At 38.5% G+C, this 26997-nt stretch carries 24 protein-coding genes; 9 read left to right on the forward strand and 15 right to left on the reverse strand.

Annotated elements, in window-relative coordinates:
• Nucleotides 1-85 precede the first annotated feature (85 nt).
• Together MJX77_RS01575 and MJX77_RS01580 are read left to right on the forward strand one after the other, a co-directional pair.
• Nucleotides 86-895 (forward strand): cytochrome C assembly family protein, encoded by an 810-nt coding sequence (locus MJX77_RS01575; protein WP_013198819.1) that lies wholly within the window; start codon nt 86-88, stop codon nt 893-895.
• An 84-nt stretch (nt 896-979) separates the two neighbouring features.
• Nucleotides 980-1924 carry a tRNA dihydrouridine synthase gene (locus tag MJX77_RS01580; RefSeq protein ID WP_192455632.1) on the forward strand — a complete coding sequence of 315 codons (945 nt, stop codon included), beginning with the start codon at nt 980-982 and terminating at the stop codon, nt 1922-1924.
• 80 nt (nt 1925-2004) lie between these two features.
• On the opposite strand, the gene MJX77_RS01585 is transcribed toward MJX77_RS01580, so the two are convergent.
• From MJX77_RS01585 to MJX77_RS01615, 7 genes are all read right to left on the reverse strand, one after another.
• Entirely contained in the window at nt 2005-2958 is a 954-nt protein-coding gene (locus tag MJX77_RS01585; protein WP_252060409.1) for a DUF6160 family protein, read from the reverse strand.
• Between the two features lie 159 nt (nt 2959-3117).
• A complete protein-coding gene (locus MJX77_RS01590) occupies nt 3118-5529 on the reverse strand; it encodes a DUF6160 family protein (RefSeq protein ID WP_252060410.1) in 2412 nt (803 codons plus the stop codon).
• 32 nt (nt 5530-5561) lie between these two features.
• Entirely contained in the window at nt 5562-6287 is a 726-nt protein-coding gene (locus MJX77_RS01595; protein WP_111855928.1) for a DUF6160 family protein, read from the reverse strand.
• Between the two features lie 15 nt (nt 6288-6302).
• On the reverse strand, nt 6303-8336 hold the full coding sequence (locus MJX77_RS01600) for a hypothetical protein (protein WP_151826430.1): 2034 nt from the start codon (nt 8334-8336) through the stop codon (nt 6303-6305).
• A 223-nt stretch (nt 8337-8559) separates the two neighbouring features.
• Nucleotides 8560-9900, reverse strand: coding sequence for a hypothetical protein (locus MJX77_RS01605; RefSeq protein ID WP_192834770.1), 1341 nt, complete (start codon nt 9898-9900; stop codon nt 8560-8562).
• Between the two features lie 297 nt (nt 9901-10197).
• Entirely contained in the window at nt 10198-10767 is a 570-nt protein-coding gene (dcd, locus tag MJX77_RS01610) for a dCTP deaminase (protein ID WP_003653416.1), read from the reverse strand.
• Between the two features lie 115 nt (nt 10768-10882).
• Complete coding sequence (locus MJX77_RS01615; RefSeq protein WP_252060411.1) at nt 10883-11476, reverse strand: LysE family translocator; 594 nt, start codon at nt 11474-11476, stop codon at nt 10883-10885.
• Nucleotides 11477-11838: 362 nt separating this feature from the next.
• Between MJX77_RS01615 and MJX77_RS01620 the strand changes: the two genes are divergently transcribed.
• Complete coding sequence (locus tag MJX77_RS01620) at nt 11839-12408, forward strand: DUF2062 domain-containing protein (RefSeq protein ID WP_003653419.1); 570 nt, start codon at nt 11839-11841, stop codon at nt 12406-12408.
• A gap of 31 nt (nt 12409-12439) precedes the next feature.
• On the opposite strand, the gene MJX77_RS01625 is transcribed toward MJX77_RS01620, so the two are convergent.
• The 3 genes from MJX77_RS01625 to MJX77_RS01635 all read right to left on the reverse strand — a co-directional run bounded on the left by MJX77_RS01625 (nt 12440) and on the right by MJX77_RS01635 (nt 15292).
• Nucleotides 12440-13312: a 5'-methylthioadenosine/S-adenosylhomocysteine nucleosidase gene (locus MJX77_RS01625; protein WP_174743088.1), complete on the reverse strand. Its 873-nt coding sequence runs from the start codon at nt 13310-13312 to the stop codon at nt 12440-12442.
• A gap of 143 nt (nt 13313-13455) precedes the next feature.
• Nucleotides 13456-14646 carry an iron-sulfur cluster carrier protein ApbC gene (gene apbC / locus MJX77_RS01630; RefSeq protein WP_252060412.1) on the reverse strand — a complete coding sequence of 397 codons (1191 nt, stop codon included), beginning with the start codon at nt 14644-14646 and terminating at the stop codon, nt 13456-13458.
• Between the two features lie 145 nt (nt 14647-14791).
• Nucleotides 14792-15292, reverse strand: a complete 501-nt coding sequence (locus tag MJX77_RS01635) for a hypothetical protein (RefSeq protein WP_013198830.1) — start codon at nt 15290-15292, stop codon at nt 14792-14794.
• A 396-nt stretch (nt 15293-15688) separates the two neighbouring features.
• On the opposite strand from MJX77_RS01635, the gene metG reads away from it, so the two are divergent.
• Nucleotides 15689-17755 carry a methionine--tRNA ligase gene (gene metG / locus MJX77_RS01640; protein WP_252061297.1) on the forward strand — a complete coding sequence of 689 codons (2067 nt, stop codon included), beginning with the start codon at nt 15689-15691 and terminating at the stop codon, nt 17753-17755.
• A 110-nt stretch (nt 17756-17865) separates the two neighbouring features.
• On the opposite strand, the gene MJX77_RS01645 is transcribed toward metG, so the two are convergent.
• The 3 genes from MJX77_RS01645 to MJX77_RS01655 all read right to left on the reverse strand — a co-directional run bounded on the left by MJX77_RS01645 (nt 17866) and on the right by MJX77_RS01655 (nt 19156).
• Nucleotides 17866-18201 (reverse strand): EF-hand domain-containing protein, encoded by a 336-nt coding sequence (locus tag MJX77_RS01645; RefSeq protein ID WP_004794282.1) that lies wholly within the window; start codon nt 18199-18201, stop codon nt 17866-17868.
• Entirely contained in the window at nt 18182-18370 is a 189-nt protein-coding gene (locus tag MJX77_RS01650; RefSeq protein WP_005302999.1) for an NF038215 family lipoprotein, read from the reverse strand. The genes MJX77_RS01645 and MJX77_RS01650 overlap by 20 nt, the downstream gene beginning before the upstream one ends.
• A 162-nt stretch (nt 18371-18532) precedes the next feature.
• Complete coding sequence (locus MJX77_RS01655) at nt 18533-19156, reverse strand: LysE family translocator (protein WP_013198835.1); 624 nt, start codon at nt 19154-19156, stop codon at nt 18533-18535.
• Nucleotides 19157-19334: 178 nt separating this feature from the next.
• On the opposite strand from MJX77_RS01655, the gene MJX77_RS01660 reads away from it, so the two are divergent.
• The 5 genes from MJX77_RS01660 (at nt 19335) to MJX77_RS01680 (ending at nt 24993) form a co-directional block, all read left to right on the forward strand.
• Nucleotides 19335-19904 (forward strand): TetR/AcrR family transcriptional regulator, encoded by a 570-nt coding sequence (locus tag MJX77_RS01660; protein WP_192836462.1) that lies wholly within the window; start codon nt 19335-19337, stop codon nt 19902-19904.
• The gene (locus MJX77_RS01665) at nt 19901-21544 is read left to right on the forward strand and encodes an MFS transporter (protein WP_252060413.1); all 1644 of its coding nucleotides are present in this window, start codon (nt 19901-19903) and stop codon (nt 21542-21544) included. The genes MJX77_RS01660 and MJX77_RS01665 overlap by 4 nt, the downstream gene beginning before the upstream one ends.
• A 40-nt stretch (nt 21545-21584) precedes the next feature.
• Entirely contained in the window at nt 21585-22730 is a 1146-nt protein-coding gene (locus tag MJX77_RS01670) for an HlyD family secretion protein (RefSeq protein WP_252060414.1), read from the forward strand.
• 64 nt (nt 22731-22794) lie between these two features.
• Nucleotides 22795-23676: a 1-aminocyclopropane-1-carboxylate deaminase/D-cysteine desulfhydrase gene (locus MJX77_RS01675; protein WP_252060415.1), complete on the forward strand. Its 882-nt coding sequence runs from the start codon at nt 22795-22797 to the stop codon at nt 23674-23676.
• 117 nt (nt 23677-23793) lie between these two features.
• A complete protein-coding gene (locus MJX77_RS01680) occupies nt 23794-24993 on the forward strand; it encodes a BaiN/RdsA family NAD(P)/FAD-dependent oxidoreductase (protein WP_252060416.1) in 1200 nt (399 codons plus the stop codon).
• A gap of 1 nt (nt 24994) precedes the next feature.
• On the opposite strand, the gene MJX77_RS01685 is transcribed toward MJX77_RS01680, so the two are convergent.
• Together MJX77_RS01685 and MJX77_RS01690 are read right to left on the reverse strand one after the other, a co-directional pair.
• Nucleotides 24995-25165, reverse strand: a complete 171-nt coding sequence (locus MJX77_RS01685) for a hypothetical protein (protein ID WP_004794296.1) — start codon at nt 25163-25165, stop codon at nt 24995-24997.
• Between the two features lie 128 nt (nt 25166-25293).
• The gene (locus MJX77_RS01690; RefSeq protein ID WP_252060417.1) at nt 25294-26958 is read right to left on the reverse strand and encodes a mechanosensitive ion channel; all 1665 of its coding nucleotides are present in this window, start codon (nt 26956-26958) and stop codon (nt 25294-25296) included.
• Nucleotides 26959-26997 lie beyond the last annotated feature (39 nt).

The following is a 26997-nucleotide window of genomic DNA, read 5'->3' on the forward strand; positions in this document are numbered from 1 at the left end:
TTTATGCATAGAATGCTATAGGATACTTTAGTTCGCAGCGAATTTATATCTTATATAGATGAATTAATCCTGAAAAAGGTTTGACATGATTAGCCTCCCCTTGGTTTACACAATTTTGGCACTCATCGCATATACCACTTCTTTCTGGTATCTGTTTATTCGTTTAATGTCAAAACGTGAACCAAACCCATGGTTATTTGCTTTTGTTGCGACTTTGGCGCTTCTGTTGCACGGTACAGTTTTATGCCACGCTATGCTGACACCAGCCGGAATTAACTACGATGTTTTTAATTTAGTATCGTTTACATCGTGGCTTATGCTGTTGTTAAGTTTAATTTTTAGTATTTTCCGTCCCATCGTACCGCTAAATTTATTAGGCATTCCTGTAGCGGCTATTGGTCTAATTTTAGGTTTTGGATTCAGTCGACCAGATCAATTTATTGAGCAGCATTCGTTAGGCTTAGATACTCATATTATTCTTTCACTTTCTGCCTATGCAGTTTTATTGATGGCAACCATTCACGCTATTTTGCTCTGGTTCCAAAATCGTGAACTCAAAAAGAAACAAAAAAAACGCTTTTGGGTCAATTTACTTCCGCCAATTCAGGCGATGGAGTCTTTGTTATTTGATCTGATCATAACTGGCTTTATTTTATTAACGATTGCACTCACTTTTGGTTTCTTGACGATTGATAGCTTCTTTGCACAGCATCTTGCTCATAAGACTGTATTTAGTATTATTTCTTGGTTTATCTATGGCTCACTCTTGATTGGTCATTACAAACTTGGTTGGCGAGGTCAAAAAGCGATTCGTTTTACCTTAATTGGTTTTGTGCTTTTGGCGATTGGTTTTATTGGTAGTAAATTTGTGCTTGAGATGATCTTGGGCCGTTAAGTAAATTAAAATTTCTTCGATACTAGACAGCGTTATACATATCCCGTATAACGCTGTTTTCTTTTTGCTCAGGTGACACAGACTGTGAAACTCATACTCGCTCCAATGGAAGGTTTAACTGACCCGATCATGCGGGATACACTCACATCTGTTGGTCATTTCGACTGGTGTGTGACCGAGTTTATTCGAGTTACAGACAGCATTTTGCCAGACCATATTTACTATAGTTTTTGTCCAGAATTAAAAAATGACGGTAAAACCGCAGCTGGCACACCTGTTCATGTCCAGTTCTTAGGTAACAATCCAGATATGCTGGCAGCAAATGCAGCAAAAGTTGTAGAGCTTGGTGCACCAGCAATCGACCTTAATTTTGGTTGTCCTGCGAAAACTGTAAACCGACACCGAGGTGGCTCTGTTCTTCTTGATGAACCTGATGTTGTACATATGCTCATTAAAGCAGTGAGAGATGCAGTACCTGCACACATTCCTGTTTCAGCAAAAATGCGTTTGGGTTATCTCGATGAAAACCACACAATGGAAAATGCCCACGCTGTTGAAGATGCGGGTGCAAACTGGTTAACGGTTCATGCACGTACTAAAGCAGATGGTTATACGCCACCTGCCTATTGGGAAAAAATTCTACCGATTAAAGAAGCTTTAAAAATTAATGTCATTGCGAATGGTGAAATCTGGACCAATGCTGATGCTAGAGCTTGTCAGCAACAATCTGGCTGTGAAGACTTAATGATTGGGCGTGGTGCTGTGACGACCCCCGACTTAACCCAATGTATTCGTGAAAACATGAATGAGGCATTATTCAGTTGGGAGCAACTGGTTGATTTACAAATTCGTTTTCTAAACGGTCAGGCAAAGACAGAAATTGGTATGGTTGGTCGTTATAAGCAATGGCTAGGAATGATGACGAAAGCCTATCCACAAGCGAAAGACCTATGGGACCAAGTAAAACGTATTAAAGCTTTGGATGAAATTGTTCAACAGTTAGAACACACCAGATCAGAAACCATTTAACGCAATATAGTCAAAAAAAAGAGGGCGATTGTTTTTACAACCGCCCTCTTTCGTATTTCAGGTTAAGCTATTATTCTTTTTTAAAAGCCGCTTACTTTCATTTTAAAGTCAGTTACAGAAACGCCAGTGACACCAAAACTCCCCATTGAGCCATTTGGTAAATTATTAAACGTTGTTGTATTTTGAGTACCCATATTTCCTAAAGTGACATTATTAAGTGAAGCATCAAATTTACTTGATATGCCTGTATTTCCAAAAGTTAATCCAGTTGGATCAACACCTGCATAGAAGCCATCAAGTACAAAACCTGTTGAGGTATTTGTGCCAGCAAATTTAAACCCGAATGTAGCACCCGTATTATCGGACACTAAAGTAATTGGACAACCTGCAGCAGCAGAACAAATAGATTGAATTGCCCCTCCAAATTTAACCATAACTGATTGAGCAGCATGGCCAAGCTGAATATTTAAACGAGGTTTATTAGTTTGTACAAAGTTAATATCTAAATTGCCAGTAGAACGGATCAGTTCTTTTACACCCGTATTCACTGTCGTTCCCGAACTAAAAATTGATTTTGGTGCATAACTTGTTAATGCATAATCGGATGGACTAGATAAAGATGCACTTGGAGCTAAATAAACTGAAAAAGGTAAAAGTCGAATACCGTTTACATCACTCCCCATGGATACCGCTAAATTTAAAAAAGGATTTCCACCACCAGCATCGACATCCATTGCAATATTAAAAGAAGGATTACTCGATACCGCAGCTTTAATAAACTCTATGCCAGGAACTGGATTTGTAGAATTTCCTGCAATGACAAAGCCAGCCTTACTGTTATATGAAGTTGAAGCAATACCGTTTGTATCAATCAGAGCAACTTGATTAAATTTAACTTTATCAGCCTGAATACCTAAAGTTAAACCATTTTGGCCCGTTGCTGCCGCAAGACTTTGATCATCTAAAGGCTGCATTGCAAAAACACTTGAACTACTGGCAAGTAGCAACCAGCACCCTATATTTTTATTCTTCATGTCGCTCTAATCCTTAAGAGACAAACGCTTATTATTTGTTCAGACTATCAGAATAATATTCAAGTACAAAGCAATTATCCCTATAACCCGACGAATGCAAATCCAATCACATTCAAAATAAATTTTTTATAAAAGTGGCGATATCTCCACTTTTCTTTATTAGTTAAAAGCACCATTTCTAGGCACAATACTAAAGCTACTATTTAAACGTCCACCAGTAATCGCAAGCTCACCTAAACGTGCACCTGCACCAGTTGATGGAGGATAGAAGTTAATATCTTTAACACGTAATGCGCCGTCAATACTCTTATCTGGATTAAAATAAACCGCCGTATTTACGCCAACTTTACCTAAACCACTTGCACTGTCTTTACCAACAACTAAAGCAGTATTAAACGCAAGCTTTCCAGTAATATTATCAAAGCCAATTGCAGAACCATCTATCGGATCACTAATTTGAACCGTATTTCCAGTTGCTGTGGCAGGCATGGTGAAATCGCCCAGTACAGTTAAAGCACTACCATCTGCAATTGAACTGTTTGGCACGATCGATAAATTAAGATCACCACCTAAACGCAGTTTTAGACCAAATAAGACATCATTATTTCTGGCAAAGTTATCAATTGGTGAGGTACATGAACCGGTAGCTGGACAAGTTTTATATTTTGCCCCCGGTAAATAACCTGCTGCAATTTCAGTTGATAAAGCAAGTAGCATCTCTTTTAAACTAATATTAAGACTGCCATTTTCTAAACCGATGCTTCCATTGCCTTTAACGAACATATCAATGTTACGTAACCCCATATAATAATCAGTAGGACTACCGCCATTATTAGCATTTGGAGAACCATCAATTAATAAAATTGAGGTCGTTTTGGTTCCAGTCGTATCACGTCCCGTAGTTCCAGCAGCAATACCAAAACCTAAACGTGAAGTCGTTCCAGATGTCGCAACAACATTCTGAACAGGTTTACCATTGGCATCTTTTGTATAGTAATAAGCACTATTTGCTGGCGCGTCTAAACCATATATAGCAGCATTAGCATTTAAGTTATAGAAAGGTAGTGCTAAGCCCCACTGGTTGTTTGCACCATTGTCTGCAAACTGATTTGCAGGAGCGACATTCGCACTTGTCGTAAAACGACCACGTCTTGAAAATGCTTGAAACTCTGCTCCACGCATCGCAAGAATTAAACTGAATGGATTAGTCACCGTATCACGATGAATATTATGCTGATAATCAGCAGCTGTCGTTAAAGTACCGCTACCTAAACGAATTGCATTTAAGGTTGTGTTGTTTGGCATTAATAAGGTTTTTGTATCAGCAAGATTTAGATAAATATTTCCGCTGTCAAAATAACCACGCGTAGCTGAGTTAAGTCCTGTTAAATTACCAAACTCGAAACCATAAGCATTTAGACCTGCTCCACCAATTTCTAAAGTGGTTGCTTTACCATCTGCACCTAGCATTGAATCATTATCTTTAGTGAACTCACCTTTCATGCGAAAGGCAATGCCAGAATTACCTAAAATGCTATTACTTGAACCTGTGCCTCCAGCTGTATTTGCAGTGCCTAAAGTGGTGGTATCCGCAGTACCATCCATACCACGGACTTGTAAATAACTATTTACCATACGTCCGCTAGCACCTAAACGAATCAAACCTTTCGCATTTTGTGGGCTATTAGTTGCATCTAAAGCATAAGGGTTAGCTTTATTTACATTCGAGCTGAGCATCACCTCAATATTCAGGCCTGAATTGGTTACTTTGCCGCTACTGTCAACATAGGTACCCGCAGTTAAACCAGAAGCTGAATCTGCTACACGGTTAAAATCAACATAGCCATAGGTAGTATTCGGAGTTTGCCCTACACCAGCAACATTAGTTCCAGTATTTGTCTGTAAAACTAAGCCACGAGTTGGGTCAATCAACATGGCCCCTTTACCAACAAAATTAAAGTTAAAATTTCTTAAAATTAACTGATTTAGCTGGGTGCGAGCATCCAATTGTCCTAAATAAATATTGGCATTATTAATACCAAGTGTCATGCTTGACTGGCTATTTGCATTAAATAAGCCATCTTGGGTTGTAAGTGCCAAATTTAAGGGAGAGGTCGTTTGAATAGCCAACTGCCCTAAAGTTGGCGAGCATATAGCTGAACTATTACAAACTTTAACGCTATTTACGGTAATAAGTGATGGACTACTTTGCATAGAAAAATCGAGTCCAGTTTTACCCGTAGTTGGGTTACTCCCTACATCTAAACGGTAATTAGTGCTTAAAGTTTGGTTAGATGCATTACTTTTTTGGACTTTTACACCACTTGCTTGAGCTCTTAATACCTGATCAGCACTTGTTGGTGTGCCTGCATGGTCATCCCAGTAAGCATTATCAATATTAATTTCATTAAACGTAGTTTGAATAGAGATCCCATCTTGTCCATTTACAGCACTCAAATCAGCATCTGTTAAAGCTTCCAAAGCATAAATTTGGCCACTCACTAACAACATGCTGGTTGCTAATGTATTTAAAATAAACTTTGAGCTGTGATTTTCTTTATTTTTTTTCATCACTTCAGTTCCTTTGAAATCTACATTAACCTTTAACAACGAGGATGACTACCATCACAACTAAAGACCATGACTTTTCCTTGGATAGCCAAATTCCCATTCATCATTAAGCCCATAAAACCAGTTTCACGTCCATAGTCATAGGCCGATGGAGTTGCTGTAGCAACTTGCTGTGCTGCACTATTAGCAGTCGCAGCATATGTCGGTTTTTTGAAATATGCATAATCATACATATTTGCACTCGAGCCTTGCGTTGTTGTTGAGCTGGTAAAGTTATCTTGCTCAATTGATAAAGCATTGAACCCAAAATTACGGAATAAAATCGGTTGAGCTGAGCTAAAACTAAGCTGAATAGCAGGCTTAATAATTTCAGTATTACTTTTATCAAGATACTTTAAATCAACGCCATCCAAGCCCATTTTTTGAATATTTAAAGTTCCTTGTACGCCTTTAAACACGAGCCAAAGTTTATTACCACTATCACTATTTTCAGCCCAACCACTTGGCTTAGTTGCATCTGCTTGTACAAAACGTTTGTTAATCGCTAAACCTATATGACAGAACTCAACGTTCTCACAGACACCACCACTACCATTGTCAAAGACACCGTTAGCTGTCTGGTTTAAATTCAGCATTAAAGATAAATCAGCACCAGCCTGTCCATTAATCGCTTGCAAAGCGTCATTATCTAAAGTTTGCAGCTCCGCATGAGTAACTGTTGTACAAAGAGCGAGGATCAAAGTACTTATTTTTTTCATATCAATCTCCTCCTCTTATAGACCTTTAGTTGTAAGTTTCAAGTGCTGGATTAAAACACCGTCAATAACAGCAGAACCCATGTTATTACTAATCGAAGAACTAATTTGTGAACTAGATAGTTTATATGTGTTCAGATCTGCATTTGGGGTAGTAGTAGACCAACGTCCACCGTTATAAAGTGCGTCTGGTAAAGGTGTGCCAGCAGGTACAACAAACTGTGTTCCATTACCCGCATCTGTTGTTGTATAACCTGTATTATTTACTGTCGGATTATAATAAGAAGTACTGTCAATATTAGCCCAGTTAGCGCCTTGGGAGTCAAACTTTAAACCTGAGCCCGCATTACTAGTCCAGCCTGTTGCAGTACGGTATTGCCAAGTGTCATAACAAGTAAAAATTAAACTACACGTGTAACTACCCGCTCGACGTTCTTGGTTTTGTAATTGATAAAAGTTTTTAGTTTGCGTTACGCCAACAGTACCAGTGGGTAGTTTTCCAAATGAAATACCGACTGCATCTTGCGTACTGTTCCCTTTAAATGCCTCTAGAGTATTAGTCGCAGCATTATATACAGTTGACCCTATTGAGATACTACTATGCGTTGCACTAGAACCTTGGTAAGTTTTACCCCCCAAAGTTACACTAGTACCGCATTGATAAACATTACAGGTAGAACCAAGATAACTATTGTTAGTTCCACTATAATCAGTATAAATTTTCTTATAAATTTCTGGTTTGTTTGGAATACGTGCTAACTCCAAACTAAAATTTTTGCCGTCCGAGCTTAAAACAAGAGGTTGATATAAAGACCCTAATACAAGATTGATATTTGGGTTATAGAGATATAAACCTTCATTTGCATCAAAAGTAGGAGCAACCCCACCATTAATTGCCGGTGTTACTAAATTACCTTGTCCTGTCCCAGACTCACGTGTACTCAAACGTAATACGTTATTCATAGCGCTATCAGTTGGAGCAGTCCATGAACCTGTTGAAGTAACCGTCGTAGTTTGGCTACGAATTCGATATAACCAATCTGCACTTGGCGAGTTATTACTTGGCGCACCAGTATATTGAGTACTATAGCGATTCACCCACGCCCCTACAGAGGAGGTTGGAGTATTTGAAGTAATTGTTGCTCTTAAATTAGAGGCATCCCCACTGTTTAAACGTACAACTCCAGCAAAACCTAAAGTATCATTATAAAAAGGACTCATTCCACCCGCAGATGTTGCCCCCCCTAATGTTTGGAAAAGCTGCAAACGGCTGCCATTTAAACTAAAGTTATTCCAAACACCTTGTAAACGAAGACGGTTTGCACGGCTTGCATCAGTACTTGTACCAATCAATCCATTTGAGTCGCCATAATTAAATTGATCTGCTGCACCATTTATTTTATTTGGATCACGCACAAAAATATCTGTCCATAACCCTAGTTTTAACTTATAAGCATCTATACCTGCTGAGTCTTTCGTTCCGACTTCATATAAAGGAGCTTCTAGAGCTAAATAAGTTACTTGACAAGATGGATCTGCCGCACCACTACAATTGGTTGCACTAAAATTCGGTACCGAGTTTTCTGTTGCAACTTTAAATATCCACGGGTTAACAGCTGTTCCCCAGCTGGAGATTGCAGCAGCTGTATCAGTAGAAGCAATTCGAGTATTTGTATCATTATCAGATTTAGATAGCGCTAAGCCATAAAGAAAAATATCTGCTTTACCAACAGCGCGATCAGCCGAATCGACAGAGCCATTTTTATTGGTATCTGCGGCAGTCTTACTTAACGGACCAACAGGCACATAATTGATATAACCAGTATCTTTAGTTCGATCAGTCAATATCTGGTTTGAGGTTTCATTCGCACCGGCACCACGAAATACCATATAAGTATTTTGGGGCAAGATAGCAATACCCTCACCTGTAGTTTCGCTTAAGCCTGCATCAGAAAGTTCTTCAAGAGCAAAACTTGATTGACTTACGCAAAGTCCGATTAAACTTGCTAAAACGGTTTTTCGAAACCTTACCGTATAATTAAGTGTAGTCATCTTGACCTTCCTGTTTTATACGATGCCGCGCACCATATTTCATTTATTTTTCTTTAACAATCCTTGATGGCAGGTGAATATTTCCTTTTCACCTTAGACCAGAAGACAAATCTAAATAGATATTGCCAACTTTTCCACATTTCCATTATGCGCAATATTTACACAAATGCAAAAAAAAGACCTTAAAAACTAAATTTTCCGATGAATGAACCAATTTAGTTTTTTAACAGAATTTTACATCTGCTCCATGGCAGTTAGATGCGAAACTTTGATTTTTCAAAACCAAATTACTTAAAGACATTTGTACAGGGGTTGCACCTGCTAAATTTAAGTTACCAATGTTAATGGTACTACCACCAATACAACTTAAAAGACCTAAAGCACCACAGTCAACTTTTGTGTCACCTCTCGTACCAGTACTTAGTTTCTGACTTACTAGTGCTAAAGTATCTTCAATTGTTTTATTTGCAATACTTACAGAATCAACTGGAGTAATATCTCCAATATCGATCGGATTCGAAAGCTCTAACCACCAGCCTCGCTGTGCTACCGATTTGGAACCGGGCCAACGTATATCATTTCCTTGGAGTGATAATGAAACAGGTGAACCATTTAAATTAGCCTTATGAAAGAACCCAAGATCCTCTGAAATATCTACATTTACAGTTAAATTATTAATAGACCCTGTAACAGATTTATCTAAATTTAAAATTCCTGCTGCCATAGCTTTAATATTGCCTGATACATTGATACCACTTACTGTTGCTGTAGCTTTTAATGGAGCTACAGAAATACGTTTACCCGTAATTGTTTGCTGTGGAAGGAATAGAGTTCCAGTCAATTTATCAGTCGAATTACCAGCCGCATCCGTCGTTAAATTCAACGTATAATCATAAGTTTGGAAAGGTACACATGCCAAATATCCACAAGCTTCACCAGAGATTTGAGCATTATTAACATCTGCTGGCCTCAATCCACTCACAGGATTTACTTTAACTGTACCTCCTGCTTGTGCAACTTCCATATAACCACTTAAAGAATTAATACCACTTTTATTTGGTCCATTTTCAGTACCAAACGTTAATAAACCTTCAATAGCCTCTGCACTTACTCGCATCCCTGTGACCTCGCGTAACGCAGTGCTATTAGGATTTTTAATTGCAAACTCAATAAATGGATTAGTTATTTTTGCAGATGAGCTAGCACGACCATCATTTGTATCAGAGATACCACTTAAACTTAAATTATCAATATCAATATCACAGGCTCCTGTACCATTTACGCCACCACAGCCTAGTTGAAGCTTACGGATATTAGTATTAAGTTCAACTTCAGCATCTAGACCTAATTTATAGAAGCCTACATTACTACTATTGTCACGTAGCTTTTCCAAATTTGCAGAATCCGTAGGTGCAATATAAGACATACTCATCAAGGCTTGCCCGCGAGTCGCAGATAGTTCAGCATCTGACATCGGGACTAATGTAGAAGCAGCATAGGCTGAGGAAAAGCATAAGCTTCCGAGTGTCAAGAGCGCTACTCGAAGAGACGTAAACTGTCGCATGGCCGACCTCCGTATCCGTGGGGGCATAATCCTGTTTAATTTCTTTTTATTTGGTTTGCCTAAATTTAGTAGATATCTAAACGATTACGACTAAAAGACAACCGATACATTTGCTTTTAAATTCTGTGATGCAGAACAAAAAAACAAATCAATTATTGATCATATTATATTATTTTTTACAAAAGGAAACTGTCGTTTATTATAATTCCGATAAACGCATCTCATGTAAATTTTATTTATAAAATTGGGCCACCTCAGTGACCCATTATTTTAAAACTCTTCTTTATCTAAGAAAAATTATGTCTTAGGCAGTGTAACACCTGTTTGGCCTTGGTATTTACCACCGCGGTCTTTATAAGATGTTTCACATACTTCATCACTTTCAAAAAATAGCATTTGTGCTACACCTTCCCCTGCATAAATACGGGCAGGTAAATTAGTGGTGTTTGAAAATTCTAAAGTTACGTGACCTTCCCACTCAGGTTCTAATGGAGTCACATTCACAATGATACCGCAGCGAGCATAGGTCGATTTACCTAAGCAGACTGTCAACACATTACGAGGAATACGGAAATATTCGATTGTACGCGCTAAAGCAAATGAGTTTGGCGGAATAATACAAACATCAGATTCAATATCGATAAAGCTTTTGTCATCAAAATTCTTTGGATCGACAATTGCAGAATGTACGTTAGTAAAAACCTTAAATTCACGGGCACAGCGTACATCGTAACCATAGCTAGAGACCCCGTAGGAAATCAACTTTTCACCATTTTCATCAAAACGGACTTGATTCTCTGCATAAGGTTCAATCATGCCGTGTTTTTCGCTCATCTCGCGAATCCAACGATCAGACTTAATAGCCATGTATTTTCTATCCAAAAGGTAATTTCATTGATTGCGACGTACTTTAACGTAAAAAAGCAATTATGAAAACAACGCTTGAGCTACTCTTCTCGATAAGAATAGCTCAGCTGTACATTTAAAGGTTCAGTAGAGCAGAATAACTAATTGGAATTGAAAAGCTAACTAAAACAAGTGAAGCTGTTCTTTGTAAATTAGTTTGATTTAACCACCCCACTTTCTTAGATGCTAAAACTGAACCCAAGAAAATCCAGAACAATGCAATTGGTGTAATGAGTGCTAAGTAAGCAATCATATGAACTAAATAAATATGAAAATCACTCCATGCAGCTACCGGAAAAATTGCTGAAGCAAACAGTAAGGCTTTGGGGTTCAATAAAGTTGCACAGAATAATTCACGAGCACGAATTGTAGGCTGATTTAATTCAACTTCTTGATTTGCCGTATGCCATAACTTAATGGCTAAGAAAATAATATAGCAAGCACTCAACAGCTTAAGAATAGGCGGCAGCAAGGGCAAAGTGTTGGACACTTTTCCAATTAACATTCCCCATGCAGAAATAGAGATTACGTAACCTAAAACTTCTGCTGGAATAAGTTTTACTGACTTCCGTAGTCCTACTTGCACGCCTGAAGAAGCAAGCAAAGTGTTAGTTGGACCAGGGGTAAGTAAAATTGTGGCTACTAAGCCAATAAAAAGCCATGAAATCATTGAATGACCTCACAATATAGTCATCTCAGATTAATAGATATCCGGTCACATGGCAAAAGGTAATTGTAAGACAAAGTTTTTCAAATTATTTTTTAATTTCAAATAAAAATATTAAAAACAATTACTTATAAAATTACTAAAGAAAGCAGTAAAGAAAACTTTACGGTCAGTTGTTATGCTTTTCAAATAATTTCGTACTTAAGTAACATAAGTATTTTTATTTTAAGTCTATTTTTCCATCAAAAGCCTTTATAATAAAAAATATATAGCGATGGTAAGTTTAAATTTTAAGCTTTTAATAAGTTTCAATTCATATATTGTTCCTGATTTTTTTATATAGAGCACCGCGCTCTACTACCTTAATGATTATGGCAAAGCACTTTTTTCAATCTTGGCTTCCCTCACCCGAGAAAGTTTCAAATATGAAATTTCTAAGGATTTTTGGTAAAAAGACCTTGAATCCTGTGCTTTGGTACGTCAATCGGAAATCGATTACCCGAGCTGTTTTTGTGGGAACTTTTTTTGGGTTACTGCCTATTCCTTTTCACAGTGTATTTATTGTGATGGCGGTTTTACTATTCGAAGTAAATTTACCCATTAGCTTAATGCTGGCTTGGCTAAGTAATCCTCTTACTCTAGTTCCAATTCTGTATATTGGTTTTTGGTTTGGTGCACATATTTTTCATGTGCATATGATCAACAAAGAAATGTTGCTAGGTGTATTGCACCAAATTTCTCGCTGGATTACTCATTTCGGGCACGGGCATATTGATTTTAGTCTCGCGAAAATTTTGATGACAGGTCTGGTTGTCGAAGCTTTCGTATTTGCCGTCATTTTATATTTATCTACAGAAATTTTCTGGCGTTGGATGGTTATTAAGAACTGGAAAAGTAGACATCGTCATAAAAAGCAAGAAGAAGAAGTTTTATAAAACTTCAATCTTCTTGCTGAGTGTTAAATTATTATTTTGGTAGTTTTGATTTCATATATTCTTCAGCCACATTGAGTACATACTCTTGGCAAGCCTCTCCTGTACCAGGGTCATAAGCTCCGTTATTTGTAATATTATTAGATAAGATTCGAATGCCTAAAAACGGAACATTCAACTGACTTGCAATTTGTGCAACTGATGCTGCTTCCATTTCCTCAACTGAAGTGCCATAACGCTGATGGAAAAATTGAATACGATCAAGTTCGTTATTCCAAACATCTGCTGAACCAATCGTTCCCTCAACCACCTCACCTTTGTCATAACGGACTTTATGTGCCGCCATTAATAGCTCTTGATCACCTTCAAATTTGCGTATTGCAATCGGTTCTGGATTAGACTCATCTGTTGGTAAAACATCAAAAGCTTCAACCCAAGTAAGTGAATTTGACCCAGCACCCAATGGCTGTTTAGGGGTTCTAAATGCACCAATATTGGTCGCATATTTTCCTAAAACAATATCGTAAACGTGTAGATCTGGGTCGTGCCCACCTGCTGTACCCTGATTAATGATCGCAATCGGTTTATAACGCTCAATAGCTAAAGCAGTTGCAGCAGCAGAATTGCTCATCCCCATACGGGTTTTAGAAATAATCATTGGATAACCGTTATAGGTACCCTTCCAGAATTTCCACCCACCAATTTCTTCAACAGTCTTATTCTCTAATTTTGAAGCCATTTTTTCCGATTCTACTGGCAAAGCACCCTGAATAATAATCGGCTGTAATTTCTGTTTTTGTTCCTGAACTGTTGGTGTTTGTGAAACAGAAGAGTCGTCATTATTGCATCCGACTAAAAATAAAGCGCTACATAAACTGATTACGCCAAAAGCACATTTAAATTGCATTTTTTAACCTTTCTTTTTAAAAAGTGTAAAGTAGCAATCTACATGCCAATTTCAAGTTTAGCTTTGTTATTAAAATTCAGTAATTTAATTTTTTATTTTAACCAGACAATAAAAAACCCGACTTAAAGTCGGGCTTTAATAAGTTAAAAAATCCGCTTGTCATCACGTGTACGTTGAGGAATCTTTTCAATTTGTTCCCACATAACTTTAGCAATATCAATATAACTATCAGCCGCATCATCCATTGCTACAACACTTGGTTTACCCTGATCAGCATGCTCACGGATCTGAGCGTTTAAAGGTAAACGACCTAATAATGGAATATGGTACTGTTCAGAGAGCTTATCACCGCCACCAATACCAAAAATTTGTTCTTCATGACCACAGTTAGAGCAAATATGGGTCGACATGTTCTCAACGACACCTAATACAGGGATGCCAACCTTATTAAACAACTCAATCCCTTTTGTAGCATCTAGTAAGGCAACATTTTGTGGTGTAGTCACAATGATTGAACCAGTCACTGGAATACGCTGTGCAAGCGTGAGTTGAATATCACCAGTACCCGGTGGCATATCAATCATGAGCACATCTAGATCAGGCCAAAGAGTTTGATTAAACAATTGCATTAAAGCACCCGTTGCCTTTGGTCCACGCCACGCGACAGGTGTGTTGTTATCACCAGTTAAATGTCCAATCGATAACACTGCCATTCCATAGGCATCTAAAGGCACGAAATTTTCACTTTCAATAAGAGGTGTTTTGCCTGCATTGCCTAGCATGGTTGGAATACTTGGACCATAGATATCAGCGTCCAATACCCCAACCTTAAGTCCCATTTTTTGCAAGGCAAGTGCTAAATTGACCGTAGTTGTCGATTTACCAACACCGCCCTTACCAGATGAAACTAAAATAACATGCTTAATGCGTGGATGAAGTGGAACATCTCTTTGTTGTGGAGCGGCTTTTTGAATAGGGGGATTATTCGGATCTGGGTCTGATTTAGGTGAAGCATCTAACACAGGAGGTAAATTTGAACTTTCTTGTGTAGGGCGCTTCTGTTGAACCACATGCAGGTTTAATTCTTCAATACCACACTTTTCTAAAGCCCCAGCCAAATCATCATGAATTTGCTGCAAGTGCTCTTTTTCATCAGGAAATGTATTAATAGTAAGTTGTAATACACGCCCCTGAACTTGGAGCTGACTAATGCGATCTTTTAAAGCATCTTTTGAATGGGGTAGTAAATAATTTTGGAGTACGGTTTGGATTTCATCTTCTTTCACTTCTTGTGCGGGTGAAAAAACAGACTTTAGTGAAGAAAGCCAAGACATATTGTTTACTCCAAAAACAGATCATTACAGCTTAATGGAGATAGTGTAACAGTATTGGTCCGCACTCGCTCACCTTGGGATGAATAATTACTCACTTACAATCTCATCTTTTAGGTGAGGAGTGCAGATTTTAGTTTAGATCAGCTTATTCAGCAGAATCATGGTTTTTCAATTTATTTAACTTATCAGTTGCTGTTTTCTTTAACTCGTCAAATTTTGCTGTTGCTTGAGTTTTTAACTCATCAAATTTTGTTGCAGCCTCATCTTTTAGCTCTGCTGCCTTAGCTTTGGCATCATCAAGTTTATGGCTTGCCTCAGTACGTAAATGATCGAACTTGTCTTGCAGAGTGTGCTGAGCATCTTCAAGTTTGCCTTTCAAATCACTTGCTTTATCTTCAACCGCCTCTTTACCAGCAGCTTGCTTCTCTTTTACATTTTCCTTTAAATCATCCAAAGCTTTTTCGCCTTGAGCTTTTGCATCTGCCGCTTTTGCTTTTAATTTGTCTACTGTATCTTCAACTGCTTCTTTACCAGCAGCTTGTTTCTCTTTTACATTTTCCTTTAAATCATCCAAAGCTTTTTCACCTTGAACTTTTGCATCTGCCGCTTTTGCCTTTAAATCATCTAATTTATTTTCAGTAGTCATCGTTGTTATCCTCTAGTTAATTAAAAAATTACCTGAATAAGTTATTAGTTATACATCGTTATGGCTTGTTTTCTGACCGTAACTGCAATTTGAAACAAAGACAATACAGGAAGATTCAAATATTTTTCGATTTGTTTATCTGTTCTAAAGAGAAATAACTTCGCAACTAAAAACCAATTTTTATGAATACTCATTGTTACCCAATAAAGATTATTATCCCGCCACTCAAGCACAACTCTCACCTTGTGCTTGGGCAAGGATTATTAACCTTTGCTTATCCCACCACTCAAGCTTAGCTCTCGTCTTGCGCTCGGGCAAAGATTATTAACCTTTGCTTATCCTCGCTCATCAGTTAAAATCTTCCACCTTATAAATACGAATGAGAGAATGAAATCCGTGCGTAAAATTTTAGTCACTAATGCCCTTCCTTACGCTAATGGTCCAATTCATATGGGTCATTTACTCGGTTACATCCAGGCAGATATCTGGGTTCGTGCCATGCGGGCAATGGGTCATGATGTGACTTATGTATGTGCGGATGATGCTCATGGTACTGCCATCATGCTACGTGCTGAGGCAAACGGTATTAGCCCTGAGGAGCAAATTGCGAACGTTCAGAAAGAACATATTCGTGATTTTGATGGCTTCGGTGTACATTTCGATCACTATGATTCAACTCATAGCGATGCCAATAAAGCACGTTCAACAGATATTTATATTAAAAACCGTGAAGCTGGAAATATTGCAGTTCGTCCTGTAACTCAATTATTTGATCCAGAAAAAGGCATGTTCTTATCTGACCGCTTCATCAAAGGTACATGCCCGAAATGTAAGTCTGAAGATCAATACGGTGACTCATGTGAAGTTTGCGGTACGACTTATAATGCAACGGAGTTACTTAACCCGCGCTCGACTTTAAGTGGTGCAACACCAGTTGAAAAATCTTCAGATCACTATTTCTTTAAACTACCGAACTTTGCTGAGTATTTACAGAAATGGACCCGTGATGAAGGTCGCTTACCTGTCTCGATTGCAAACAAACTCGATGAATGGTTTGAAGCTGGTTTAGCAGATTGGGATATTTCTCGTGACGCGCCATATTTTGGTTTTGAAATTCCAGATGCACCAAATAAATACTTCTATGTTTGGGTAGATGCACCGATCGGTTATATGTCTAGTTTTGAAAACTACATCAAAGCGAAACGCCCAGATTTAAACTTTGATGATTTCTGGAAAAAAGACAGTCAAAACGATGTTTATCATTTCATTGGTAAAGATATTGTTTATTTCCATGCTTTGTTCTGGCCTGCAATGTTGGATGGTGCAAACTATCGCACTCCAACTGGTCTTTTTGTAAATGGTTTCTTGACTGTGAACGGACAAAAGATGTCTAAGTCTCGCGGAACTTTTATTAAAGCAGAGACTTACTTACAGCATTTAAACCCAGAATATTTACGTTACTACTTTGCCTCTAAACTTTCAGATAAAGTTGAAGACTCTGATTTAAATCTTGATGATTTTATTCAAAAAGTAAATTCTGACTTAGTCGGTAAAGTAGTCAACATTGCTAGTCGTTGCGCTAAATTTATCAACAGTAGCTTTAACAATACTTTATCTGCTGAATGCGCAGAACCTGAATTGGTACAAAGCTTTATTGATGCAGGTGATTCAATCGCAAGTGCATATGAAGCACGTGAATTCTCACTAGCTATTCGTGAAATCATGGCGCTAGCTGACCGTGCAAACCAATATATTGATGAGAAAAAACCTTGGGCACTTGCTAAACAAGAAGGTCAAGAGCAACAAGTTCTTGATGTATGCTCGGTTGGTATCAATTTATTCCGTCAATTAGCAGTGTACTTAGCGCCTGTTCTTCCAACTTTGGCTGAGCAAGTTCAAGGTTTCTTAAAACTTGAAAGTTTTAATTTCGAATCACGTAAACAAATTCTTGTAAGCCACGAGATTGCACAGTTCCAACCGCTCATGCAGCGCGTTGATCCAAAAGCTGTTACCGCAATGGTGGATGCTTCTAAAGAGTCTTTAGGTACTCCTGCTCCAGAAGCAACTAAAGCAACGGCGAAAAAGGACAAAGCTGCCGAGAAAAAAGCTGCCCCAACTCCAGCAGTGGGTGAAGCTGAAATTATCGGTATTGAAGACTTCTTAAAAGTTGACTTGCGTGTTGCTCAGGTCATTGAAGCAGGTACAGTTGAAGGTTCAGATAAGTTACTTCAGCTGACGTTAGATGTTGGTGAAGCTGAACCACGCAATGTATTCAGTGGAATTCGTAGCCAATATGCACCAGAAGATTTAAAAGATAAATTGGTCGTCATGGTGGCTAACCTTGCACCACGTAAAATGCGTTTTGGTATTTCAAACGGAATGGTACTTGCTGCTGGAAATGGTGAAGGTATTTTCATTATTTCTCCAGATACAGGCGCGAAACCAGGCGATAAAGTTTCTTAATCTGTCTTAATAAAAAAAGCTTCCTGAATTGGAAGCTTTTTTTATTTTTGAAATATCAAAACTGAGTGAATTAAAATATTAAATAAACTTAGGAAGCCAGTGCTTTCAAATTATGACCACGGCCACCCTTCACAAGGGTTATTAAATAAAACATGTATGTTTCCTAACTCCTCATTTGTTAAATAACCATTTTTATTTTCATCTAGATAATGAAATAGCTCTGTTTGCTTGTTTTCACCTTGAAAACGTTTATCGCTCGGCCAGTTGTAAGGATAGAAATCTTCAACACGTTGAAATTCTTTTAGGCTATACATGCCATCATGATTTAAATCATATTTTTCCTGAAAAAGCTTCCAATCTAAAGAAGCAGGCTCACATGCATTTACCATATTCAAAATACAGTAAGTTGCACATCCAGCAAGTAACTTAATAGTTAGCTTGCTCATGATTATTCACTTGTATATCGGAAATTTTATAATCCTTTTCATGAACCGGAGTACCCACAATACTCATGGTCCGCTCATTTGCTGGCTGTTGCTTGCTCATTGTTCTCATCTCACATCCTGTAGTTAAGATGAGAAAAACTACAGAAATGCTCACCATTAGTTTTTTCATAACGTGATCCTCATTTCTTTTTGTTTTATTTATTAAGTTACCACTTTTAAAGTGTTTAAGTGCTAAAAAAGATATTTCAATTTGTATATATTTTACGCAAAAATAAAGCCAGACTATAAATAGCTGGCTTTGGATTTTTTAGATATTTTAATTAAAGACTTATCATTTGAAGAAAATTAACTTTAAGCCTAATACACTCACAATACTTCCAGCGACTCGGTCAACGCCAGTTTTTGCTTTTAAGTACATCGTTCTAGGCTTCTCTGAAGAGAGCAGCATTGCCACACATGAGTACCAACCCGCATCAATCATAAAACAAATTACTGGTAATGCGACGTAGTAATAATTTGGGATTTCTTTTGGCAACAAAGCAGTAAATACACTCGCTAGCACGACTGCAATTTTCGGATTACTTAACTGAGTAATCAAACCATAACGATATGCCTGTTTATAGGTCATTTTTGATTTGCCATCATTTTCCATGGCAATTGGTTCTTTAGCGTGTTTAATAATTTTAAAAGCCAGCCAAAGCAAATACAGCCCACCACCAATTTTTAAAATCAAATATGCAGAAGGTACTGCTAATAAAACTGCTTGCAATCCCATAACAGCTAATAGGCCAAACAGAGCTGCGCCCGTTCCTGTTCCTAACGCTGTAAACAAGCCATGTTTACGTGATTTAGAAATCGAATTTTGCGCTACATAAATAAAGCTTGGCCCAGGGCTTATTGCTCCAAGCATCAATGCCATCGCAATTGAAAAAAGAGGAATAAGGGACTCAAACATTGTATTGACCTAGCATCACGCAATTGCGCGGTATTCTAACAGCTTTTTATGACGCATATAAAAATGCAGAAGATATAAATGATGAAAATTGAATTTTCATGTTTTTACAATTTATATCTTCACAACGGACAAAAATGTCCGTTAAATATATCACCTTTGAAACTCCCCAATCGATGACATGAGTAAACGTCAAAAAATTGCTGCCCAAAATCGGGATGAATTACTCAATGCAGCCGAAGAATGTTTTCGTATTCATGGCATTAATGTTCCCTTACAAGTTGTAATTGACCACGCTGGTGTTGGCAGAGCAACTTTTTACCGCAACTTTTGTGATCGCAAGGCTTTAATTAGCGCGCTTCTAGAGCGTGCGATTACACAGCTAGAGCAAAAAGCAGCTCATTTTCAACAATTCGAGGACGGTTTATTTCGTTTAATTGAAGGACATATTGGGCAACTTCCCAAGCTCGCAATTTTGCAAGATTTTTGGAGAGTAATTGATCGACAAGACCCAATTATGTTAAAAATTTATGAACGGCGAAATAATGCACTTAACCCACTGATTGAAAATGCGATAGAACAAAAATTGTGCCGAGCTGATTTCACTGCCAATGACTATGCAATGGTCACTGCAATGTTGGGTTCTTCATTTCAAGGACATGAGCCAGAAGAACAGACTCGCTTAGCAAAACGAGCAATTGAATTACTATTTCATGGTATTCAAATACAAAAAATTCGAGGGATAGAATGAGTAAAACGCCTCGTTATTTAGAAACACCACCCGACTGGACACCAGAAGAGCAACCGACTCTACCCGGTTCACCAGCAGCTATTGCTCACTCTGTACCTAAGCGGTTTATTTACTTTTTTATTGGTTTATTCATCGCGCTATCGGCAAGCTTAAGTAATGGTTTTATTACGGCAAATTTACCCTTAATCCAAGGTGAATATGGCCTGACGCCTTCCGAAGCTGCTTGGCTGCCTGCGGCATATGTCATGGCAAATGTCAGCTCAAACTTGATTTTGTTTAAAGCCAGACAACAATATGGCTTGAGAGTATTTTCAGAAATAGGGCTGGTTATTTTTATTGCCGTGCTTGTTTTGCATATTTTTGTACACACCTATGAAATGGCACTATTCGCTCGGGTTGTTGCAGGTTTAGCTGGTGCACCACTAAGCTCATTAGGTATGTATTACACCATGCAAGCTTTTAAAAAAGCAGACATGGCAAAAGGTATATATATCGCCTTCGGCTTTCAGCAACTTGGCGTACCGTTGGCTTGGATTATTTCTCCATTTCTTGTCAGTACAGACAGTTGGTCTGTTCTTTACACCTTTGAGCTTGGTTTAGCACTTTGTTGTTTAGCCATGGTGGTTTCATTGAAATTGCCACGTAGCTTACGAATCTATGTTTTTGAGAAACAAGATTTCTTTACATTTGCTTTATTGGCTCCAGGTTTTGCCTGCTTGTGTATTGTGCTCACGCAAGGCCCAATTTTATGGTGGTTTAATAGTGAATGGCTCGCTTATGTCTTGATTGCAGGTTTTAGCTTAGTTGTTTTAGGTTTGCTCTATGAACACTATCGTGCCAATCCATTAATTATGACACGTTGGCTAGGCGCCTCTTCGACCCTACGTTTCATTTTTGGTGCTTTTGCTATTCGACTTTTAATGTCTGAACAAAGCTACGCTGCTGTTAACTTCTTAAAAACAATGGGAATGGGTCCTGACCAATTTGTTCCACTCTATGTTGTCATATTAGTGGGGATTTTAAGCGGAACACTTTTTAGTGCACTTACTTTTTCACGCGAACGAATTATCTTCCACTTACTTTTTGCAGAGTTCCTCATTCTGGTTGCTTGTGGACTAGATTATCACCTAACCAGTGATGTTCGACCTGTGAATTTCTTTGCAAGTCAGTTTTTAGTCGGTTTTGCTGGTGGTCTATTTATTGGCCCACTGCTTCTGATTGGCTTTGCGCAAACGCTTGCTAAAGGCCCATCTTACGTAGTGACCTTTATCGTATTATTTTCTGCTACCCAAACTTTCGGTGGTCTTGTTGGATCTTCCTTCTTCTCGACCTATCAACAACATCGTACGCAAAACTATCAGGCAGAGATTATTAAAGATTTAGAACAAGCAGACCCTCTAGTCGCTCAAAGGCTCTCGACCTATCAACGCAGTGCATCCATCACTACTACTGACCAAGCATTACAAACAGCTCAATCCATGCGCTCACTTAATCAAGTGGTCACCCGTGAAGCCCAAGTTCGTGCCTACAATGATGTTATTGCTTTAAACGGTATTTTTGCCGTCGCCCTACTCTTATGGGGTGGATTTAATATTGCGCGTAGTAAATATCTACAACGCAGAGGAATTAGCCGTCCTTAATGGCTTTCGTATTTGATGAAATAGAAATTGAGATTGATATATGTCAGATGATCAAAACAAACCGGAACCAACACCAGCTCAGGCACCCGCCAACGAGCCAACACCTGCACCTGCACCTGCACCTGCACCTGCACCTGCACCTGCAAGTAAACTGATTCCGACAAAACGCTCAACACTGTTATGGATGTTAGGTGTTCTTATTGTCGGTATTTTAGTGATTTTATGGGCATGGAGAATCGGGCCATTTGCAACGAGTGTCCAGCAAACTGACAATAGTTATGTCAAAGGTAAAACCACGATTTTATCGTCACAAATTAATGGTTACGTTAAAGATGTAGTCGTTAAAGACTTTGATCATGTCAAAAAAGGTCAAGTGCTCATGCATATTGATGCAACCACTTACGACCAAAAAGTAACACAAGCAGCATCAGGTGTTGAACAAGCTAAAAATACCTTAGCTAATCAAACTCAATCGATTGCCCAAAAACAAGCTGACATTGTGGCGGCACAAGCTAAAGTAGATCAAGCCAAAGCTCAATACGAACTTTCTTTAGCCCAGCTTAGACGCTATCAACAACTAGGAAATAGTGGCGCAGCTTCTAAATCTGAGCAAGATAAAGCCGCAGCAGATGCTGAAAATAACCTTGCAGCACTGAAGCAAGCAGAAGCTAATGTATTAGTGGCAAATGAAGCACTTAAAACAGCACAAGTTGCAGAAGCTGGTTTAGAAGCACAAGTTTCAAGTGCTAAAGCACAGTTAGACCAAGCACAAACCACCAAAGACTATAGCGTTATTGTTGCTCCGATGGATGGCCAACTTGGTGAAGTTAACCCTCGTGTTGGGCAATATGTAGCAGCAGGCTCACAGTTACTCTATCTCATTCCACAGCAAACTTGGGTGATTGCCAATTTCAAAGAAACCCAAATTGCCAATATGCGAATTGGTCAGAAGGCATGGTTTACAGTCGATGCGATGAAACACAAAAAATTTACAGGGCATGTTGAGCAGATCTCACCTGCTGCGGGTTCCGAGTTCAGTGTATTAAAACCTGACAATGCGACAGGTAACTTTACCAAAGTTGTTCAACGAATTGCCGTACGCATTACTATTGATCCAAATCAGGAAGGAATGGAACATTTACGTCCTGGCATGTCAGTGGTTACTTCTGTCGATACAAATTCGTAAACAGCTTTTTAAAGTTCTATTTAAAAAGTTACAATGTGATCAATCATTATTTTCTCAATTTCTAATGTTTGATCACATTGCTCAATCAGTTCCTTATCAACATATTCAACTACCCTATCACCTGCATCTTGACATTAAGAGGCTAGATTTAATTCATCCCCAAATCTCAGGTAATAAATTTTTCAAACTAAAATACAATCTGCTTGCCGCAAAACAACAAGCATTATCAGGCATTTTGACTTTTGGTGGGGCTTATTCAAACCATATTGCAGCAACTGCGTATGCAGCTCATCTTTTTGGCTTTAAAAGTGTAGGCATTATTCGTGGTGAAGAATTAGCAACCCAGCCTCTTAACCCAACACTGGCAAAAGCTCAAAGTTTAGGAATGCATCTACATTTTGTCTCGCGCACTGAATATCGCTTGAGGGATGATGCAAATTACCTTAAACAATTACACAATCAATTTCCTGAAACCTTCATTATTCCTGAAGGTGGTTCTAATGAGCTAGCAGTACAAGGATGTCAGGAAATTCTCAGTCAAAGCGATTTACACAACTATGATGTCATTTGCTGTGCAGTTGGAACTGGAGGCACGATTTCAGGACTCATTGAACGAAGCGCACCGCATCAAAAGGTTCTAGGATTTTCAGCATTAAAAGGCGACTTTCTACAACAAGATATTATGCAGTGGACTAAAAAACAGAATTGGTCGCTGACAGATGCTTATTGCTGCGGTGGTTATGCGAAAACTTCATCTGAGTTACTGGCATTTATAGAAAATTTCGAAGAACAATACGCTGTGCCCCTTGAACCGATCTATACGGGAAAAATGATGTTCGGTCTGTTTGACCTTATCAAAAACAACTACTTCCCTGAAGGAACTCGCATTCTGGCAATTCATTCTGGTGGCTTACAAGCAGATATAAGAAATAAACCAAGCTACTGACTCATAAATATTTAGGGAGCCTTATTCACCAGAGCTGTAAATGTCTTTAGCATGACTAAGGCTCGGCATGATAGTATATGCCCCTTTTTAATTTTCAAGATTAATCGAGAACCTCTTATGTCTAACAGCCATGTCGATGTCATTGTCTTAGGTGCAGGTGCTTCTGGACTCATGTTGGCTGCACATGCTGCTAAACGTGGGCGCTCGATTTTAATTTTAGAAAAAGCCAATAAAATTGGTAAAAAGATTTTAATGTCAGGTGGCGGTAAGTGTAACTTTACCAATCTGTATGTCGAACCTGATAACTATATTTCTCATAATCCGCACTTCGTTATTTCTGCCCTATCACGCTATAGCAACTGGGACTTTATCGGTTTGGTATGTGACTACAAAATTGCCTATGAAGAACGTAAACACGGACAATTATTTACGCTAAACGGCGCTAAAGAAATTTTAGAGATGTTGGTGAGTGAGTGTAATAAAACCAAAAATGTGGATATTCAAACCCATTGCGAAGTTGGCCAAATTACACCCTTAGAAAAAGGTGGATTTTCACTAAACACCAATCAAGGACATTACACTTGTGATTCTTTAGTTATTGCTACGGGTGGCTTATCCATTCCGACTCTTGGGGGATCTGGATTTGGCTATGAACTAGCACAAAAATTTGGACATCAAGTTTTTCCAACTCGTGCAGGTTTAGTTCCATTTACTTTTTCAGATCACATTAAAGAAGTGACCACACGCTTAAGTGGTAATGCTTTAGATGTGACGTTAAGCAACTCAAAAAATAGTTTTACTGAAGCGTTATTATTTACCCACCGTGGCTTGAGTGGGCCAAGTTCTTTGCAGCTTTCAAACTATTGGAATTCAGGAGAAAGTTTTAAAATTGACTTTTTCCCTAGCCAAGATTTAGCAACCTATTTAAAAAATAAAAAGAAAGCACAGCCAAAAGTTTTATTACGTACTCTTCTTAATGAGTTTACTGCCAAAAGTATTATCCAAGAGTTACAACAACTCATATGGTCAGAACAGAGCGAAACAGCGATTGGCAATATCAGTGATGCACAGCTAGATCATATTGCCGAGCAGCTACATGGCTTTGCAGTTAAACCGTCTGGCACAGAAGGATATCGTACCGCTGAAGTTACTTTAGGTGGAATAGATACAACAGAAGTATCTTCTAAGACCATGGAAAGTAAAAAGCAGAAAGGACTGTTTTTTGTGGGAGAAGTGCTCGATGTCACTGGACATTTAGGGGGCTACAACTTCCAGTGGGCATGGTCTTCTGCCTATGCTGCTGCCCAATATGTATAAGCTAATTTGAGTTTTTCGAACTACTTGATGCGTTCGATGAATCTTGTGGCTGAGAAGTAGTCTGTTTTGAGCTTTCTGACTTACTAAATACAAATTTATAAGCACTTGCTAAAAACCCTACCGTAATTCCGGCAATGACAATCGGTGCTAAAAAACGACCTGGTTTCTTCATCGTATTTTCCTCACTTATTTGTTTTTATAACGGCCAAAAAAGAACGACCACTCAATATAGAGTGGTCGAACTTATCACAAAAATCAAAGATTTTTTGTACTGTTTATCTGAAATTTAATTTAATCCCCTTAAATTTCATCATTTTCGCCTGTAGAACCAAACGGTTTATTCACTGGAGGTTGCGCTGGATTCACCTGTACAGAATCTGCTGGTTTTGCATCAGATGGAGCTGTTGATGGTGGAGTTATTGGCGTAGATGTAGTTGTAGCTGGAGCTGAACTACTCGTATTAGAAGGCGGTTGATAAAGAGGATTTGGTTGATTCGCTTCTTTTTTCGCTTTATCAAGCAAATCAGTTAAAAGTCGTTCTGCTGGTTGGCGCCCCCCTAAACCGAATGCAAGAGCGAAAGCTACGGCAACCGCGCCTAGAGTCAAACCAAATGCAAGGTTAACAATTGAATCTGCAATACCCATTGCTCTTAAACCAAGCGCAAGTACCAGACCAATAATTAAAACACGAACTAAACTAGCTAACCAACGTGAACTATTATACTCACCACGTTGCACCACATTCGCTACAACATTCGCTAGCCAGAAACCAATTACTAAAATTACAGCACCCAATAGAATGTTTGCACCGAAATGGATAAACATTGCAATGAGACCACTGATTTGATCGAAACCAAGACGGTCCGCTGCTTCAGATACTGCAAATAGCATAGTAAAGAATACAATTAGCCAGCCAACTGCATTAGAAACTTTAGTTTGACCTAAGAAGCGTTGTACATCTAATTTTGCAGGAATTTCATCAACACCTGTACCTGCAATGAGTTCAGCGACTAAGCGGCCAACAAAACGAGAAACAATATAAGCAACCAGTAAAATTAGACCAGCCGCAATAATGTTTGGAATTGCTTGCAAGATTTCATTTAGCATTGCTGTCGCAGGTTGAGAAATTGTCTCAATACCTAACGCTTCGAACGCTACAATTAATGTAGTAATAATGATGATGGCAAAAACAAATGAACCTAAGAATTTGCCTACATTAGAGCTTTTAAAAAGACCAATTTTTTCCGCTTGAGCCTGAACACCTAAGCTATTTACTAGACCTTCAACAATACCGCGTACAATTTTTGCCAAGATATAACCAACAAAAACGATAACGCCAGCAATAAAGATATTCGGTAAGAAAGCTACGGCGTCATTTACCATATTTTGAACTGGAATGAGTAAGCCTGTAAGTCCTAATATTGACAAAACAATCGGAAGGAAAAGTAACAATACAAGCCAGTAAAGAATTTCACCAATGTTCTGGCTAATTCCACCTACACCCACTTCACTGCTTAACTTATCATCGAGTTGGGTTCTGGATAAAACATTGGTAATCCCTGCCCGCACCAGTCGAGCAACGATCCAACCAATAAAACCCACCACCACAGCAGCAATAATATTTGGAATGTAGACCAGTACCTGATTTACCATGTTGCTGAATGGGCCACTCACTCCACTAATGTTGAGCACATTTAGAGCCGCAACAACAGCTAAAATCAGAATAAACCAGAATACAACCTTGGAGATCAGACCTTCAATATTTGGCGCTCTGCCCGTAGCTGAAGATAGTTTGGCATTGGTATTTACTTTTTGTAGAAGCTTTTTCACACCTGCTGCTACTAATAAAGCAATTATCCAACCAACCAATAAGATCACTACTGCAGCCAGGATAGGATGAAACTGATCCCAGTAATACATCGCATCAAATTGAGCGCCGCGAGGCCCATCAAAAAATTCATTCATATTGTTATGTCCTCAATTGTTATGTTCTTTTCAGTGTTA

Origin of the sequence: Acinetobacter sp. AHP123 (assembly GCF_023757925.1) — a bacterium.
Taxonomy (GTDB): Bacteria; Pseudomonadota; Gammaproteobacteria; order Pseudomonadales; family Moraxellaceae; genus Acinetobacter; species Acinetobacter oleivorans.

What these genes read in the sequence shown, in the direction of transcription:
- MJX77_RS01575 (WP_013198819.1), top strand. Translation starts at nt 86, where the DNA reads ATGATTAGCCTCCCCTTGGTTTACACAATTTTGGCACTCATCGCATAT.
- MJX77_RS01585 (WP_252060409.1), bottom strand. Translation starts at nt 2,958, where the DNA reads ATGAAGAATAAAAATATAGGGTGCTGGTTGCTACTTGCCAGTAGTTCA.
- MJX77_RS01590 (WP_252060410.1), bottom strand. Translation starts at nt 5,529, where the DNA reads ATGAAAAAAAATAAAGAAAATCACAGCTCAAAGTTTATTTTAAATACA.
- MJX77_RS01595 (WP_111855928.1), bottom strand. Translation starts at nt 6,287, where the DNA reads ATGAAAAAAATAAGTACTTTGATCCTCGCTCTTTGTACAACAGTTACT.
- MJX77_RS01600 (WP_151826430.1), bottom strand. Translation starts at nt 8,336, where the DNA reads ATGACTACACTTAATTATACGGTAAGGTTTCGAAAAACCGTTTTAGCA.
- MJX77_RS01605 (WP_192834770.1), bottom strand. Translation starts at nt 9,900, where the DNA reads ATGCGACAGTTTACGTCTCTTCGAGTAGCGCTCTTGACACTCGGAAGC.
- dcd (WP_003653416.1), bottom strand. Translation starts at nt 10,767, where the DNA reads ATGGCTATTAAGTCTGATCGTTGGATTCGCGAGATGAGCGAAAAACAC.
- MJX77_RS01615 (WP_252060411.1), bottom strand. Translation starts at nt 11,476, where the DNA reads ATGATTTCATGGCTTTTTATTGGCTTAGTAGCCACAATTTTACTTACC.
- MJX77_RS01620 (WP_003653419.1), top strand. Translation starts at nt 11,839, where the DNA reads ATGATTATGGCAAAGCACTTTTTTCAATCTTGGCTTCCCTCACCCGAG.
- MJX77_RS01625 (WP_174743088.1), bottom strand. Translation starts at nt 13,312, where the DNA reads ATGCAATTTAAATGTGCTTTTGGCGTAATCAGTTTATGTAGCGCTTTA.
- apbC (WP_252060412.1), bottom strand. Translation starts at nt 14,646, where the DNA reads ATGTCTTGGCTTTCTTCACTAAAGTCTGTTTTTTCACCCGCACAAGAA.
- MJX77_RS01635 (WP_013198830.1), bottom strand. Translation starts at nt 15,292, where the DNA reads ATGACTACTGAAAATAAATTAGATGATTTAAAGGCAAAAGCGGCAGAT.
- MJX77_RS01645 (WP_004794282.1), bottom strand. Translation starts at nt 18,201, where the DNA reads ATGAGCAAGCTAACTATTAAGTTACTTGCTGGATGTGCAACTTACTGT.
- MJX77_RS01650 (WP_005302999.1), bottom strand. Translation starts at nt 18,370, where the DNA reads ATGAAAAAACTAATGGTGAGCATTTCTGTAGTTTTTCTCATCTTAACT.
- MJX77_RS01655 (WP_013198835.1), bottom strand. Translation starts at nt 19,156, where the DNA reads ATGTTTGAGTCCCTTATTCCTCTTTTTTCAATTGCGATGGCATTGATG.
- MJX77_RS01660 (WP_192836462.1), top strand. Translation starts at nt 19,335, where the DNA reads ATGAGTAAACGTCAAAAAATTGCTGCCCAAAATCGGGATGAATTACTC.
- MJX77_RS01665 (WP_252060413.1), top strand. Translation starts at nt 19,901, where the DNA reads ATGAGTAAAACGCCTCGTTATTTAGAAACACCACCCGACTGGACACCA.
- MJX77_RS01670 (WP_252060414.1), top strand. Translation starts at nt 21,585, where the DNA reads ATGTCAGATGATCAAAACAAACCGGAACCAACACCAGCTCAGGCACCC.
- MJX77_RS01675 (WP_252060415.1), top strand. Translation starts at nt 22,795, where the DNA reads ATGTTTGATCACATTGCTCAATCAGTTCCTTATCAACATATTCAACTA.
- MJX77_RS01680 (WP_252060416.1), top strand. Translation starts at nt 23,794, where the DNA reads ATGTCTAACAGCCATGTCGATGTCATTGTCTTAGGTGCAGGTGCTTCT.
- MJX77_RS01685 (WP_004794296.1), bottom strand. Translation starts at nt 25,165, where the DNA reads ATGAAGAAACCAGGTCGTTTTTTAGCACCGATTGTCATTGCCGGAATT.
- MJX77_RS01690 (WP_252060417.1), bottom strand. Translation starts at nt 26,958, where the DNA reads ATGAATGAATTTTTTGATGGGCCTCGCGGCGCTCAATTTGATGCGATG.